The organism is Algibacter marinivivus, from assembly GCF_003143755.1.
Taxonomy (GTDB): domain Bacteria; phylum Bacteroidota; class Bacteroidia; order Flavobacteriales; family Flavobacteriaceae; genus Algibacter_B; species Algibacter_B marinivivus.
The window spans coordinates 561,760-577,822 of sequence record NZ_QFRI01000002.1; the positions used below are offsets into that span (position 1 = coordinate 561,760).

Consider the following 16,063-nt stretch of genomic DNA (forward strand, 5'->3'; position numbering starts at 1 on the left):
AAAACTTAAACATCATCGCCTTTTCCACCTCCAAATAATTTCTTTCTAAAACCACTAAAAAGAGCTACAGCGCCAATAGCAATAAACTTCCAGAATTTTAAAATCAAAGCAAAAAAACCAGCTTTAGCCAAAATTTTTCCTGCTATTAAACCGCCTATTCCATAGGCTGCAACCTTATCAATATCAGGATTGAAATCAGAATACCTGTTCCCTGCTGTAAATTCTACACTATGCAGAATATCTTCTCTGTCTGCATTAAAAGTGCTTAACATATTAATATCACCAATGGCGTTTAAATTCAAATAACCTTTACGTCCTAAAACTCTAATATTATAGTTTAGCGTGTTAACATCATAACCTTCAAACTTTAACTCTTTTGCCCAGTGTAATTTTTTATTTTTTTGATCATAATACGGCGGAGACGCCCAACCTACTAATTCCATCGTTTCATAACCTTGCGCTTTTCGCTCTGGATTTGCTGCTTTGATATCTTCCTGCATTTCTTCAAGTAAATCATCATAATCCAAATCCTCAGCTTCATCATCTTCAATATAGCCTTCTTCAGCATATTCTATTTCTACTGCATACGTAAAGTTATCATGCATTGGTGTCATATCCTCAGGAAACAATAACCCAATAGGTTCACTTGGAGGGTTTCCCCATAAATCTGTCAATACACGTTTACTCTGTTCGCTATCTAAGAACTTAAAACCTTCTGGCACATTAAGTATTGCTAAACCATTATTAAGTATAACTTCCCCAGTTTGATAGGTAAAAGAATTATTAATACTATCTAAGGCCTTTTGATAACTTGCTACATCAAAGGCTAAAGAATCAACCTCTTCTTGAGCATTCAAGTGCATAGCAAAAAACAATAATAAAGCAACAGTAAGTTTGTTCATAATAAAGATATATTGGTTATAGTTTGTTATCTCAAAAATAACTTTTATTTTGAATTACCCGAATTTTCTTGCATTTTTTTCACAATATTCTTTAGACGTTCTTTCCGCAATTCAGCCTCAGACTTCTTTTTATTTTTCTTCTGAGCCATTAACTTAGAATGTTTAGCTTTATTCTTCGTATTCTTTTCTCTTCCTTTTTTTGCCATAATACCTAATAACTATTGTTTTGCTTTTAATAAGGCATTTTGCTCTTCCATAAGTTCTGTAAGATGCGATAATAATTCAATATCCTTAGGTGTCACTACAGTTTCATCCTTAGTATCCTGGGCTTTATTCCTAAGTCTATTCATAAACTTAACTACAATAAAAACAGTAAATCCAATGATTAAGAAATCCAATAATGCTTCTCCCAAAGCACCATAACCTATGGCAACTTCATCAGTTAAAATAGCTCCTGAAGCATCATTAACAGCATCTTTTAAAATGATTTTTTTATTCTGAAAATTTACACCATCTGTTAACAAAGATAATGGCGGTAGAAATACTTTTTTCACCAATACATCTATCACTTTATTAAAAGATGCACCAATGATGATACCTATAGCCATATCCATCATATTTCCTTTTACAGCAAACTCTTTAAATTCTTTAAATAATTTCATACCTAAACTCTTTTATATTTTCTAATGCAAAGATATTAGATTGTAATTGGGTTTATTAGTCCTTTCAATATAATAATATCATCTTTTCAACTAATAAGCAATATTATTACCTTTTAAGCTAATATTTAATATTATTAGTTTTTAAGCTAATAATTTTGTTTTCTTCAATAAATAATGATACATTTGATAATATCTTATACCAAAACATGACAAGTATAATAACAGGAGATATTATAAACTCTAAAAAAAGCACTCCAAAAAACTGGCTAGAAGCGCTTAAAAACACGCTTAATAGTTTCGGTAAAACACCGCATACTTGGGAAGTATATAGAGGAGATAGTTTTCAATTAGAAGTACATCCAGAACAAGCCTTACAAGCCTGCATGCTTATAAAAACCACCATAAAACAATTTGAACATTTAGATGTACGTTTAGCCATTGGTATAGGCGAAAAAACATATCAATCTAAAAATATAACCGAATCCAACGGAAGCGCTTTTGTAAACTCAGGTGAGTGTTTCGAGAATCTTAAAAAAACAACTTTAGCCATAAAATCGCCTTTCAATAGCTTTGATACTGCATTAAACATCATGCTAGAATTAGCACAATTAACTATAAATAATTGGTCAAGCACCTCAGCAATATTAGTAAAAACAACTTTAGAAAATCCAAACTTAAACCAAAACCAATTAGCCAAAATATTTAATAAAACTCAAGGAAACGTAAGCCAAGGGCTAAAAAGAGCTGGTTTCGATGAGATTTCAAAACTACTAGACTATTACAAAACCCAAACACAAAGCTTATGTTAACCCTAGCCATAAAACTTATATTAGCCCATGCCATTGGCGATTTCCTATTTCAACCTTACAAATGGGTTCAGCATAAAGAAAAGTACAAGCACAAATCTAAGTACCTCTATTGGCACATTTTAATTCATGCTATAGCACTAATTGTGTTACTGCAATTCAATTTTAAATATTGGATAGCCTTAATCATCATACCCGTTTCACATTACATAATTGACGTTATAAAACTCCACCTCAACGCCAAAATAAATTCGCGTCTACTTTTTGGTTTAGATCAGCTCGCACACCTCCTAGTCATAGCCTTGGTAGTTAAAATATATCAACCTTACGATATCAATTTAGAATTCCTTTTCAAGCCAAAAACCCTCTTATTTTTAACCTGCATATTAGGAATCACAAAAGCGTCAGCAATCATCATGCGTACTATTATATCCAAATGGGATTTATCCGAGTATAATAAAGAATCTACCCTTGAAGATGCCGGTGCATATATAGGTGTTCTCGAGCGCCTTTTCGTATTTATGTTCATCATCACAAACCATTGGGAAGGCGTCGGGTTCCTCATAACCGCAAAATCCGTATTCCGTTTCAGCGATTTATCCAAAGCCAAAGACCGCAAACTCACAGAATACATCCTCATCGGGACACTTATCAGTTTTGGATTAGCCATCGCTTTCGGGTTAGGTTACGAGTATGTATTAACACTTATCGAAAAATAAATTTGGGCGTTACCACAAGGGTCAGGCTTTTATTCATGCATTTCTATTTTAAATTTTTGAATTCATGAACATAAATGTTTCGTTACAAGTCCTCGCACCTCTCCCGATAGCTATCTGGATCATGCTGTGGTCTATCCACTACAATCCCTAACATATGCATTTACTAACTTATATTTTCAATTACAAGATTACTTAATTTCTCCATAAATATTAGTTTACAATGTATTATATGAAAAATAACCAATATTGGGTATTTCATAATCCTTACCAAACAATTTACTTTGTTAAGTAATCAAAAAATAAGATCATGAAGAAACATCTATTCAAGCTTTTTATAGCGCTTACAGTATTTTACTCTTGCTCTTCTGAAGATTCAGCATCTTCAGAAAAAGGTGAAATCTCATCAAATTTCACCATAATGACAAACATAAACGATCCTTTGCTAGCAATTTATGAAGAAGGCGACTTAAAAACTTATTATTATGGGAATCGAGATAATAATGGAATTCCATTAAAAATCAATTTAGTAGAAATTACAAGACCAAATGACACAACATTAATAGAAATTAATGATGTAGGAAGACCAGATAAAATTTTTGCTCAAAATGGGGTCAAAATTAGTTTGGATTGGCTTTCTGATGAGAGTGCATCTGTAGTAATGATTTCGCCCAATGGAGAGCAACAAATGAATTTTATTGTTGACCCAAATAATATTTCGTCTAAATCATCTACCAAAAAAACTTTAAAGAGTAATAGAAAGCATAGGAAAATTATTCAAAGTACTAATTCTGAAATAGTAACAAAAGTATCAAGTTCAATTAGTGCAAATAAAAACACTAATAACAGCAATGTTAAAATTAATATCTCTAGTTGTTTTGAACCAGCAAATGTTCAAAGAGTTGATCTGATAGTTAAAAGTGATGTAACAGGCTTTTTAAAAGGTAGATTTCCTGCAGTAAATGGTACAAACAATGGGGAATACTATTCAACCATACCAACATCAATAGCAGATGAAGTTCATGTTAAAGAAGACATATGTGTTCCATTAGCAAAAGCATTCAATTTAACATGTGATGTAGCAACTAAAACAGTTTTTCTTGATGCATTTTGTACATCGATGTCTGCTGCCATAGCTACATCAGGTATTGCAACTATAGCTGCTGCTCCCTTTTTTGCAGCTTGTGAAGGAGCTGTTACAGAATTAAGAATATTATGCATTTTTAACAAAGGTGCTGTAGGAGGCCCAACCTTAGCATCAACTTTATGCAATTCGCAAGAATTTAATAGAACATTTACAGAATCACTAAAAATTCATGCAGTTGCTTCAGGTAGTTACTTAAATGCTAACGGCGGCACCACATTTATTAGTGCTACTAAAACAGTTGAAGGAAAAGGGCCTTATCCCAACCTTCAAATTGATTTAGGCTCAGAAACATCCATGAGTTCATTAAAAGTATCACCATCTGTCCCAAATAATGAACAAGATTACACTGTATCTCTAGATTTATTTTGTGTTTACCAAAATACGAAAGTTGAATTTAAAGTTGTTGGCACTGATGAATATAGTGATTCCGCAGTATGGCTTTCAAGCACACCTTCATTACTACCAGTAAAGAATGAACGATTTTCATTCACAGTACCTGGAGCTGAGTCTGGAGTTAGAGATAATATTACTTTTAAAATCACCTTACCAAATGGAACTACAAAAATCAAGAAAGCTTCTTTAGTATTTGGCTAACCTGAGTGTTTCATCTTAATAAAACAAAGGCTTAAAGTTGTTACCATATTAGCACAACTCTTAAGCCTTATTGTTTCAAGATTGTCTTATGCAAAAAAGCTACTTTTTGTAATACTTAGCATACCCACGATATCCAAAAAAGCCTAAAACAGCTACTAAACCACAAGCAATACTAATAAACTTAACACTCACAATCTGATCGCCACTAGCATAACTATGCAAACCAGCTAAGTAGAAATTCACTCCAAAATAAGTCATTAAAATACTAGAAAATGCTACAATAGACATTAAGTTAAAAAACCATCGTCCACGTAATCCGGGAACCAATCGCATATGGATTACAAAAGCATAAATCATAATACTAATAAGCGCCCAAGTTTCTTTCGGGTCCCAACCCCAATAGCGCCCCCAACTCTCATTGGCCCACATACCACCTAAAAAGTTTCCAATGGTAAGCATCACTAAACCAACCGTTAAGGCCATTTCGGTTATAGTAGTTAGCTCTTTAATGTTTAAATCCATTTTAGCTTTATTCGCTTTGGTAGTAAAAATCATGAGTAATAACGACACAACCCCTAAAATCATACCCAAAGTAAACGGACCATAACTAGCCACAATCACAGCTACGTGAATCATTAACCAATAACTATTTAATACTGGTTGCAAATTTGCAATCGCAGGATCCATCCAATTCCAATGTGCAATCATTAAAATCATGGATGTCACAAAGGCTCCAGAAGCAATAGTCAAATCAGAAGTTTTTCTTTTTCCTAGAATAGACAAAACAATACCTGCGATATCATTTTTATGAATCTTATTGTCTTTCTTACTCATACCCACTATAAATCCAAATAACATTGTAGACCAAGCCACATAAATCATAGACTCATAAGCATCACTCCAAGGTGCGTGACCAGAAATATACCAACGTGTTATTAAACCAGCAGTGTGTAATATAAACAAGCCAAAAATGACAAATTTTAAAACTATTACAGACACATTAACAAACTTACGCTTGTCATTAAATATCTGAACAATCAACAATATAAACAACAAAGTACCAGCATACATGTACCAGCTAAATAGCTTCTTAAAAATGTCGTACTTATTGTAAAGCACTTCGGTTTTTACTTTATCATCACTTAGCATTACCTCGCCACCGTATTTATGTTGCGTTTTCTTAAATGCAGCAAGTAGCTTTTCAGCCTCTTTAAAATCACCAGTTTGCTTCGCTTGGTTTAAAGTATACAAGTAAGCTCTAAATCCGTTTTTTATAAAATTACTATACAGTGAGTCTTTTATTTTTGAAGTATCTTTTCTGTAATCAAAAGTTGAAATCCACTTGTTGTTTTCATCCTCAGGAATCGGAAATATTTTTAAAGACATCCCTTCAATAGTGTTATATAATAGATTAACACGTTGATCGGTTTCTTTAAATTCCTTTTGAAATCCGTTTGGTATTTGTGCTTTATAAGCTTCATCTAAAAATGGTGCTAATTTGTACTCACCTCTTTCTGAAAAGAAATCTGCAAGTGGCACGTATTTAACATCTTTTTCAACTCCAATAAGCTTTCTAATAGAATCGCCTTTTTTAGCTTTCAAATAAATAACAGGCACATTGTACCAAAGCATCGGACTTTCTTGAATAGAAAGAAACACTTGGTTGGCATCAAAATCTTCATACGTATCACTTTTACTTAACTTCCTTAGCATTTCAGAAGCAAAAGTGTTTACAGGCATCATTCGTCCGCTTAAATCCTGAATTACTAAATGCCCAAATTTATTAGCATGTGCTTTAGGTGCTATATTTGCTTTTAATATAGAGTCTATTTGCGCTTTTGTGGGTTTTGAAGCATGGTCATGACCATCACCTTCATGGTGCTCTTGTGTAAATCCACTAAGTCCTAAACCTAAAACAAGAATAGTAAGCAACTTTGCTTTTTTAGCTTTTGTTTTTTCTAAATAACGCTTTAAGTCTGCAAAGCGAGAATGTTTAGAAAACAGAATTGCCATAAGTCCAAAATACAGCATAAAATAGCCAATGTAGGTAATTAAGGTTCCCCAATAATCGTGGTTTACAGAAAGTATAGTTCCTTTTTCATCAGGATCAAAACCCGATTGAAAGAATCGATAACCATCATGATCTAAAATATTATTCATAAATATTTTATAATCATAATCTTCAGTTCTATCGTCTAAAACAGTCACTTCACTTGAGTAAGCCGAATATCCGCGTTCTGTTCCTGGATAACGTTCAGCCTCAAAATCGTTTAACTTTAAAGAAAATGGTAATTCTAAAACTTTAGAACCGTATTTTAGTGCCACATCTAAACCACCAACTTTAATTTGTTTAAAATTACTGTTTGTGCCTTTTCCGCCTAATAGTCCAACACGTTTGGTTTCGCCATTGGTAGTAACGTTTAAAACCACACCGTCTTCATCATTTTTTAATAACTGCGATTTCTGGACCACATCAAAAACACCTTTTACAACAGGCTTTGGAAACACCATTTGCATATTCCCGATAACGTATCTAGAACGCAAGTGTAAAGACTGTAAACTGTCTTTAACCAATTTCCCTTGAGCCCTAGTAGCCATAGTCATATACTCGCCTTCAAATGGGGATTTTATGGTTAACGAATCACCTTGATATGTAATATTAATAGCGCCATCTGTTGGTTTATTTAAAGCAAAAAGGATGTTGTGAATACTAGATACCTCCCCTACTTTTAAGAAATGATTATGCGGACCGCTACTCCCCGCTTCCACAATTTTAAGATAGGATTCTCCGTTTTCGTTTGGAATAATATCTTCTTCTGCGCCAACTATAAACTTTTCTAATTCAATAGTTACTGGTTGCGCACCATAGTCTGTATTGATTTTAAAATCGTTGTCTAAACGCCCTGAGAAATCAACTTCACTTTCTAGAAAACGTTGCTGTACTTGTCCGTCAATTTCATAATCCCCATCAATGTATGCTGTGATATATGTTTTTTGAGAAAGAAATGTATTTTCTGTAGCGCCTTCTCTAATAGCCATCATACCTTCAAAACTGGCATAGCGTGTAATAAAAGCTCCTAATAGAATAAAAATGAAAGCTAAATGCAAAATGAATGTTGCCCACTTTTCTTTTTTGTACAGTCTGAATCTGAAAATATTTCCAGTGAAATTAATTATAAAAAATACCATAATTGCCTCAAACCACCACGCGTTATAAATCAGGGTTCTGGTGTATGGTGTTGGCGATGTTTCTTGTCCTGAATCTAAAATAGTTCCGGTTGCCATAGCCACAGCAAAAAGGATAAATAAAACAGCAGTAAGTCTTGTTGAGAAGAAAATATTGGCGAGCTTTTTTTGCATAATCTTAAGCCTTTTAAAAGGTTGTGCAAATTTAAGGATTAATGTTTATTTGGAAGTGTTAAAGTGTGGTAAAAGTTTAGTACTATAAGCAAGAAGTTTGAAGATGTTTTTCAGCTTACATTTTTCTATTTTTTGTCACGTAAAAGAACTAACTCTCAAAGATCAATGTAAATCACTGAAAACTTTGACTGCGACTCAATACTATTTTGACCTTGCTTCGAAAATTTTGAGATACAGGAACGTTCCCATTTTTCTAGCGCGTCGTTTGGCATTTTCGGCATATTCGCCTTGAAAAAGTTCTTCGATGGTTTCAAACCAAAGGTTTAGCCAGAGTCCGAAATGTAATTCTGTAATGCTATTGTTGTTTTCTCTATCAACTTTTACGTGTACTTCTAGTGGATCGCCATGGTATTTATGTTCTAGTTTTCTGGTCATAAACAAACTTGTTTCCCAAAAGGTGGTAAGTTTTTCAAGATGTGCATCCCAATCTTTTATAACATCGTTAAAGAATGGTCCGAGTAAATCATCAGCTCTCACCTTTTTGTAGAATTCTGTGACTAGTAAATTTACGTCTGCTCGGGTTTGGAGGTCTTGTTTCATGGTATTACAAATTTAATTCTTTATTGACGATTTCTGGTATATACTTCTGCAAACATTTACTTTATTTAGGCCTTAAAATAACCTTAGCAAATAGCTACGCAAGGGATAGAAGTGGATAGCCCACAGCTTTTGCGCCCTAGCGCAGAAGCGAGGACTTGTAACGGATAGCCCGACCCTTTTGGGATGCGCCCAAAAATTAATAATTCAGGGGGTTTAATTCATATTTCATTAGTATTTTAGCAGTATGATTTCTGTTGTATTACTTGGCGCTGGTAATGTTGCCACACATTTATTTAAAGGTTTTGATAAAACGAGTGAAGTTTCTGTTATCCAATGGTATAATAGGAGCATACATGCTATAAAACCGTATGCGAATTCGGTTGATATTACCGACGATTTAAATGACCTAAAGGACGCCGATATTTATATTTTGGCGGTTAGTGATGATGTGATTTCGGAAGTGTCGAAAAACCTGCCTTTTGATGATAAATTAGTGGTGCATACTTCTGGAAGTGTAAGTGTGTACGATTTGGATATGAAACATAAACGTGGCGTTTTGTACCCGTTGCAAAGTTTTAGTAAATCAGCTGAAATGGATTTTGCTAACGTGCCAATTTGTATTGAAACAATTGATAAAAAGAGCTACCCTTTGTTGAAAAAAATTGCTGTGAGTTTGGGTAGCCCAACAAAACGCATTAACAGCGACCAAAGGCGTGTACTGCATTTGGCGGCGGTTTTTGTGAATAATTTCACAAATCAACTCTATAGAATTGGGCATGAAATTACAGAAAGTGAGGGTGCTGAATTTGATTTATTAAAACCCCTAATTTTGGAAACTGCTAAAAAAATTCAGGAGATGTCGCCTTTTAAAGCACAAACAGGTCCTGCGAAACGGAATGATAAAAAAACGATTAAAAAACACTTAAAACAATTGGAAAATGAGCAGCATAAAGCGATTTATGAACTGCTTACAGACTCTATAAAAGCAACCCATGGAAGAAAAAAGTTATAAGGAATATTTAGAGCATATTACCACATTTATTTTTGATGTTGATGGTGTTTTAACAGATGGATCGGTGACGGTGACTACTACTGGCGAGATGCTAAGAACCATGAACATTAAGGATGGATACGCTTTAAAAACAGCTGTTGATGCGGGTTTTAATGTATGTATTATTTCTGGTGGTAGTAATGAAGGGGTTCGGATTAGATTATCTGGTTTGGGCATTACTGATATTTATTTAGGCGCTCATAATAAAATTGAACAGCTTGATGATTACTTTTCTAAGAAGGGTGTAAAATCTAAAAATGTATTGTACATGGGCGATGACATTCCTGATTATCCGGTAATGAAAGGTATTGGCTTACCATGTTGCCCACAGGATGCGGTTCCTGAAATTAAAGGGATTTCAAAATACATTTCTCATAAAAAAGGTGGTAAAGGCGCCGTACGCGATGTGATTGAACAGGTTTTGAAAGTGCAAGGAAAATGGAATGGTAATTTTGGGGCTAAATATGATTGATTTTGTGTTCAGTGTTTAATCTCAGTAGCAGGAAAGACTTTAAAATATTCGTTAATCCGTGGCAACTTCTAACTTCTAACTTCTAACTTTCAGATAATTGCTTAACATTTTAAACCTCATCCGCTGGAAAAATTTAATAATGATTGCCCTTGTGCAATTACTTATTAAATATGTGTTTCTAGAACCTTTTGGGGTGCAAACTACTTTGGATGGTTTGGGTATTTCTCTTTTAATTTTAGCTACCGTTTGTATTGCCGCTGCGGGTAATATTATTAATGATATTTACGATATTGAAACTGATTTAGTAAACAAACCGAACAAGGTTATTATTGATAAATCTATTTCAGAAAAAACAGCTTATAACTTGTTTATCGGACTTAATTTAGTTGGTGTTGGTCTTGGGTTTTATGTATCACATATGGTTGGCAGAGCACCTTTTTTCTCCATATTTGTTGTTATTTCTATTTTACTTTATGTGTATGCTTCTTTTTTAAAACGCATGCTTTTAGTTGGTAATATTGTAATTTCTGTACTTGTAGCACTAAGTTTAATTATAGTGGCTGTGTTTGAATTAATCCCAGCAATGACACCCTCAAACCAGTCCACCCAAGTTGTGTTTTTTAAAGTTGTTTTTGATTATGCCTTGTTTGCTTTTTCGATAAATTTATTACGAGAAATAGCTAAAGATATTGAAGATATTGATGGCGACTACAAAACAGGCATGTACACACTACCCATTGCTATTGGAAGAGAACGTGCAAAAAACATACTAACGGTATTGAGTTTTATTCCTCTAGTTGGTATTATTTTTTACGTGGTTTCAGATTTATATAAACAACCCGTGGCTGTTGGCTATTTTTTACTATTTATTATTGGCCCACTTATTTATACAAGCATAAAAACCTTTAGTGCTTCAACAAAAAAAGACATGCATCATATTAGTAATATGTACAAATTAGTAATGCTTTTAGGGATGCTTTCCTTACTTTTATACAAGTACGTTATTCTGAGCTAGAATTATATCTCTCAGAGATTCGCTGAATAAAAAAAATGTCGCGCAAAGGCGCTAAAGCGCAAAGAAAACCACTGCGACTGCGACTGCGACTGCGACTGCGACTGCGACTGCGACTGCGACTGCGACTGCGACTGCGACTAAAAAAACAAAAATGCTAAACGAAAAACTAAAAGACTTCAACATTATCCTCGCTTCAGGGTCTCCTAGAAGACAAGAATTTTTTAAAAATCTAGAACTCGATTTTGAAATTCGATTAAAACCCGTAAAAGAAGAATATCCCCCAAGATTAACCCATTTTGAAATCAGTAATTATCTCGCTCAATTAAAAGCATTAGCGTTTAAAAAAGAGTTACAATCCAACGATATTTTAATTACCAGTGATACCATTGTTTGGCACAACAACAAAGCTTTAGGAAAACCAAGAGACGCCGATGAAGCCTTCAGCATTTTAAAATCCCTGAGCGGTGCAACACACGAAGTTATTACTTCAGTTTGTTTTACTACCCCATCTTTTGAAAAAACACTTCATAATATTACAAAAGTAACTTTCAAGGAGCTTTCTGATAAAGAAATAAACTATTATATCAAAACTTATAAACCTTTTGATAAAGCTGGAGCATATGGCATTCAAGAATGGATAGGACAAATAGGCGTTACTAAAATTGAAGGCTCTTACTTTAACGTCATGGGGTTACCCGTTCATCTTGTTTACAAAACGTTAAATACCATTGCAGAAACAACTTAGCGTTGTAAATTTATGGTATGGATACGCTATATAAATTAAAAAAAATCATAAAAGCCGAAGTACTATTTTGGCTATTCGCAGGAATCATATCGTTAATAACGTCTTGCAAAGAGCAAACAAAATCTAAGGATTTAGCAATAAGCACCAATACAACTCCTAAAGAAGAAAAAGCTATTGAGACTTTTAAAAAATCTCCAGAATTCAACACCTATTGGTACACTGGAGAAGCCGAAATTTCATCATATAAATTAGAACAAGCTCGGTATGGTGAAATACGAGAAGGAACAGCAGTTCTAGTTTATGTCACAGAAGATTTTCTTCCAAAAGTGCAAGTAAAAGCTGATTATCAAAACCCTAAAAATATTCCAGTTTTAAAACTTAATGCAACTAAAAATTTCAACACAGGCATTTACCCTTACTCTATTATGCAAAGTACCTTCTATCCTGTATCAAATAATAAACATGCCTTAAAAGTATCAAGTTCTATGCAAGAATGGTGCGGACACGTATATGCGCAACTTAATAACAGAGATCAATTTCAAGTAATGTCTCATTCCTATTTTGAAGGCGAAGCAGACCAAAATTTCAAACTCGATAAAGCCATATTAGAAAACGAATTATGGACCAAACTCCGCATCAACCCAAAATCATTACCAACAGGGGATCTGAAAATTATTCCGTCTTTTGAGTATTCAAGATTACGTCATATTAATATTAAACCTTATCAAGCTTCAGCCATATTAAAATCAAATTCATATACCATTTCATATCCAGAACTTAACAGAACACTATCAATAACATTCAACCCTAATTTTCCTTATGATATCTTAAGCTGGAAAGAAACCTTTAAAAGTGGTTTTGGCCCTCAAGCAAAAATATTAACCACAAAAGCAACAAAACTGAAAACCATCAAATCTGCTTATTGGCAAAAGAATAGTAATAAAGATGAAGCACTAAGAGAAACCCTTCTATTAAATTAAAATTATGTTTTTTTGAGTGTATCTTTGTTTCATACTTAAACTCAACCAATATGTTTTTTGAAACTTACCAAAGCGAACTTATTGCAACAGGTATAATTTTAATTTCTCTTTTAATTATTCGGTTCATTATACATTTTACCATTTCAAAAATTGCAAAAAAAAATGGTATAAATGAAGCTAGAATACGATTAATGAAACGTTATGTAACGGTAATATTACTATTAGTTGCAACACTTATTGAAGCCTTTATTTTTGGAGCCAAATTTGAAGATTTAGCAGTTGTTTTTTCATCTGTTTTTGCTATTATAGGTATTGCTCTATTTGCTATTTGGTCCATTTTAAGCAACATAACTTCTGGTATCATTATGTTTTTCAACTTCCCTTACAAGGTAGGTGATAAAATAGAAATTCACGATAAAGATTTTCCAATCACAGCTATTATAGAAGACATCAGAGCCTTCCAACTGCATTTAAGACTAGAAAACGGCGATTTAGTAACCTACCCTAATAATCTTATGCTTCAAAAAGCAGTAACACTTGTTGAAAAAGATGCTATTGATAGTGATGATGGCACTGATGCTGTTTAAATATTCCATATATTTAAAGTATAATTTTTAGAAATGCCAAAAAAAAGAGTTTATCGGTCTAAAAAGAAATTAGGACAAATACCCGGAAGTGTAGTCTACACAGGAGAACGCTCCAAAGAAAAACTACACCTTGAAGCCTTCGATTATACAAAGGAAAACTGTACCGAATTAGACTTAAAATCTGTTACAGAAAGTTTTGATTTCAAACACACAAACTCCACCACTTGGATAAATGTTAACGGCTTAAACTACGTTGACGAGATAGAACAATTAGGTAATCATTACGAATTACACCCACTAGTTCTAGAAGATATTGTAAACATCGCACAACGCCCAAAAATTGATGAGTATGACAATTATCTATTCGTGGTTTTAAAAATGCTGTATTACGATAAAAATCAAAACATCGTTTCAGAACAAGTTAGTTTTATTTTAGGCAAAAACTATGTGCTATCCTTTCAAGAAGCTGAAGGTGATGTTTTTGATGCCGTAAGAGACCGCATCCGGCAAGCCAAAGGGCGCGTACGCCATATGCAAGCCGATTATTTATTGTACACCCTAATCGATGCCATAGTCGACCATTATTTTAGTGTCATAGAAATTTTAGGCGATAAAATAGAAGACTTTGAAACCGCTATTTTTTCGGGTGAAGTAGATGATGATATCAGTCAAAAAATCCAAAACCTAAAACGCGAAATTCTAAGAGTGCGTCGTGCTATTTTCCCATTACGCGAAGTTATTAATCGTATCGAAAAAAACGAAAGCCCGCTTATTCAAAAAAAGACAATCACCTATTACAGAGATATTTACGACCACCTAATTCAAGTCTCAGAAAACATCGATATCTACCGCGAAATGATATGGAGTTTAATGGATATGTACATGACCACCATCAGCAATAAAATGAACGAAGTCATGAAAGTCCTCACCATAATGGCATCCATTTTCATCCCGCTCACCTTCATCGCAGGTATCTACGGCATGAATTTCGAGTACATACCAGAACTCCAATACAAATACTCCTACTTCATCCTCTGGGGCGCCATGATTGTCATGTTTTTAGGCATGCTCTATTATTTCAGGAAGAAAAAGTGGCTCTAAATTATTAGTATTTGGGAGCCTGCCTGCCGGTAGGCAGGTTACCATAAGGTATTTCTTAGAAAAGGACATTACAAATATTTTAGTTAAATTTTACTAAAAGAAGCTCATAATTAATTAAGCTACTAGTATTTATCTGAAATAAAAAAGAGTCTGTTTAAATTATTAAACAGACTCTTTTTATAAGTTTCTAATAACGTAGTTATACTAAGCTATAATTAATTATTTCTAAATTTTGTATTGACATTACGCCATAGAATAGCAGCTTCTCCTCCTTTACATCTGTATGCACCCATGCGCAATTTAGCCTGTAATGCTTGATCTGCTCTTGGAACTGGGAAACTTTTAAATACGCCGTTTATAGTCGAATTTACATAATGTCTTAAACTACCATCACTATTTGTACTAAAACCTGTTCTAACTTTAACATCAAAATCTCTATTTTTCTTAACTCTAGTAATGTATACTAGTCTTCTATCATTACCAGATCCACCTCTTTTTTTTATTTCCTCGCGATAAATATTAAAATAATCTTGACCATTAACCTTAGTTGCCTTTGCTATAAATAGAGCAATTGCTGGATCAGGTGATCCATTACCACTTGTATCTCTACCTTTTGCTTGTATAAAGTAGGTTCCATCTCTATTACTCATACTCCCAAGAGATCTAGTCTCATTAGGAAATTCACCAGCCTTAGCAATTCTTACTGTTCCACTTATTTCAATATAATTTCCACTTTTCACCTTAGTAACTACCTTACTAGCTCTTTCAATTCTTGTTTGGTTACCATCAGAACTTGTATTGGCTCTTAATCTATAAAATCCCCAAGTATTGGGCGTACCATATGTTGTTTGGGCATAATTATAAACACAAGATCTATCATCAATAATAGTATTAACATTTTTATTAACATCAAAACCTCCTCCATAAGTATACATTGTAGTACTACAAGTACTAGCTAAGTTACTATTTTCAAGGGTAGTATTTAAATCCGGAGTTACATTTAAATCATCTTCTAACATGTCTTGTTCATCATTAGAACAAGATGTTACAAATACAGATAATGCAAGCATTACTAGCATTTTTGTTTTCATTAAGTTTAATGGTTTTTTCATATTAATATTTAGATTATGGGGTTAAAAAATAAATTATTCTCAAAAATAATTCTAATATTCTATTAATTTATCATGAGGCTATTCCAAATCTATCCTGCACTATCCTGTAATATCTGTTTTCTTTTAAAAATATCATGAAATTTATCATAATATTGTATTTCATCTATAAAACACTAATTACAAAATAGATATATTTAAATATTTATTATCTCT

Annotated in this window: 16 protein-coding genes; 10 read left to right on the forward strand and 6 right to left on the reverse strand. The window is 33.4% G+C overall.

Features of this window, described 5'->3' with window-relative positions:
- Positions 1–5: 5 nt before the first annotated feature.
- From DIS18_RS10870 to mscL, 3 genes are read right to left on the reverse strand one after another with little or no spacing between them, the layout of a single operon-like run.
- Positions 6–902: a DUF2167 domain-containing protein gene (locus DIS18_RS10870; RefSeq protein ID WP_109353082.1), complete on the reverse strand. Its 897-nt coding sequence runs from the start codon at positions 900–902 to the stop codon at positions 6–8.
- 44 nt (positions 903–946) lie between these two features.
- Positions 947–1,108: a hypothetical protein gene (locus DIS18_RS14965; protein WP_181364035.1), complete on the reverse strand. Its 162-nt coding sequence runs from the start codon at positions 1,106–1,108 to the stop codon at positions 947–949.
- A gap of 12 nt (positions 1,109–1,120) precedes the next feature.
- On the reverse strand, positions 1,121–1,564 hold the full coding sequence (gene mscL / locus DIS18_RS10875) for a large conductance mechanosensitive channel protein MscL (RefSeq protein ID WP_109353083.1): 444 nt from the start codon (positions 1,562–1,564) through the stop codon (positions 1,121–1,123).
- Between the two features lie 206 nt (positions 1,565–1,770).
- On the opposite strand from mscL, the gene DIS18_RS10880 reads away from it, so the two are divergent.
- The 3 genes from DIS18_RS10880 (at position 1,771) to DIS18_RS10890 (ending at position 4,827) form a co-directional block, all read left to right on the forward strand.
- A complete protein-coding gene (locus tag DIS18_RS10880; protein ID WP_109353084.1) occupies positions 1,771–2,373 on the forward strand; it encodes a transcriptional regulator in 603 nt (200 codons plus the stop codon).
- Positions 2,367–3,089 (forward strand): DUF3307 domain-containing protein, encoded by a 723-nt coding sequence (locus DIS18_RS10885; protein WP_109353085.1) that lies wholly within the window; start codon positions 2,367–2,369, stop codon positions 3,087–3,089. Before DIS18_RS10880 ends, DIS18_RS10885 begins: the two co-directional genes overlap by 7 nt.
- A 307-nt stretch (positions 3,090–3,396) precedes the next feature.
- The gene (locus tag DIS18_RS10890; protein WP_109353086.1) at positions 3,397–4,827 is read left to right on the forward strand and encodes a hypothetical protein; all 1,431 of its coding nucleotides are present in this window, start codon (positions 3,397–3,399) and stop codon (positions 4,825–4,827) included.
- Between the two features lie 99 nt (positions 4,828–4,926).
- On the opposite strand, the gene DIS18_RS10895 is transcribed toward DIS18_RS10890, so the two are convergent.
- Both DIS18_RS10895 and DIS18_RS10900 read right to left on the reverse strand, forming a co-directional pair.
- The gene (locus DIS18_RS10895) at positions 4,927–8,187 is read right to left on the reverse strand and encodes a cytochrome c biogenesis protein CcsA (protein ID WP_109353087.1); all 3,261 of its coding nucleotides are present in this window, start codon (positions 8,185–8,187) and stop codon (positions 4,927–4,929) included.
- A gap of 201 nt (positions 8,188–8,388) precedes the next feature.
- Positions 8,389–8,787: a group III truncated hemoglobin gene (locus DIS18_RS10900; protein ID WP_109353088.1), complete on the reverse strand. Its 399-nt coding sequence runs from the start codon at positions 8,785–8,787 to the stop codon at positions 8,389–8,391.
- 244 nt (positions 8,788–9,031) lie between these two features.
- Here DIS18_RS10900 and DIS18_RS10905 point away from each other — a divergent pair, with 244 nt between their 5' ends.
- The 7 genes from DIS18_RS10905 to corA all read left to right on the forward strand — a co-directional run bounded on the left by DIS18_RS10905 (position 9,032) and on the right by corA (position 14,738).
- Complete coding sequence (locus DIS18_RS10905; RefSeq protein WP_109353089.1) at positions 9,032–9,799, forward strand: Rossmann-like and DUF2520 domain-containing protein; 768 nt, start codon at positions 9,032–9,034, stop codon at positions 9,797–9,799.
- On the forward strand, positions 9,780–10,310 hold the full coding sequence (locus tag DIS18_RS10910) for a KdsC family phosphatase (protein WP_109353090.1): 531 nt from the start codon (positions 9,780–9,782) through the stop codon (positions 10,308–10,310). The genes DIS18_RS10905 and DIS18_RS10910 overlap by 20 nt, the downstream gene beginning before the upstream one ends.
- Positions 10,311–10,407: 97 nt before the next feature.
- The gene (locus tag DIS18_RS10915; protein ID WP_281261086.1) at positions 10,408–11,325 is read left to right on the forward strand and encodes a geranylgeranylglycerol-phosphate geranylgeranyltransferase; all 918 of its coding nucleotides are present in this window, start codon (positions 10,408–10,410) and stop codon (positions 11,323–11,325) included.
- Between the two features lie 151 nt (positions 11,326–11,476).
- Positions 11,477–12,070, forward strand: coding sequence for a Maf-like protein (locus DIS18_RS10920; RefSeq protein WP_109353092.1), 594 nt, complete (start codon positions 11,477–11,479; stop codon positions 12,068–12,070).
- A 17-nt stretch (positions 12,071–12,087) separates the two neighbouring features.
- Entirely contained in the window at positions 12,088–13,050 is a 963-nt protein-coding gene (locus tag DIS18_RS10925) for a septum formation inhibitor Maf (protein WP_109353093.1), read from the forward strand.
- 50 nt (positions 13,051–13,100) lie between these two features.
- Positions 13,101–13,637, forward strand: coding sequence for a mechanosensitive ion channel domain-containing protein (locus DIS18_RS10930; protein ID WP_109353094.1), 537 nt, complete (start codon positions 13,101–13,103; stop codon positions 13,635–13,637).
- Positions 13,638–13,670: 33 nt separating this feature from the next.
- Positions 13,671–14,738, forward strand: a complete 1,068-nt coding sequence (gene corA / locus DIS18_RS10935; protein WP_109353095.1) for a magnesium/cobalt transporter CorA — start codon at positions 13,671–13,673, stop codon at positions 14,736–14,738.
- A gap of 215 nt (positions 14,739–14,953) precedes the next feature.
- On the opposite strand, the gene DIS18_RS10940 is transcribed toward corA, so the two are convergent.
- Positions 14,954–15,850: a hypothetical protein gene (locus DIS18_RS10940; RefSeq protein ID WP_109353096.1), complete on the reverse strand. Its 897-nt coding sequence runs from the start codon at positions 15,848–15,850 to the stop codon at positions 14,954–14,956.
- Positions 15,851–16,063: the final 213 nt, after the last annotated feature.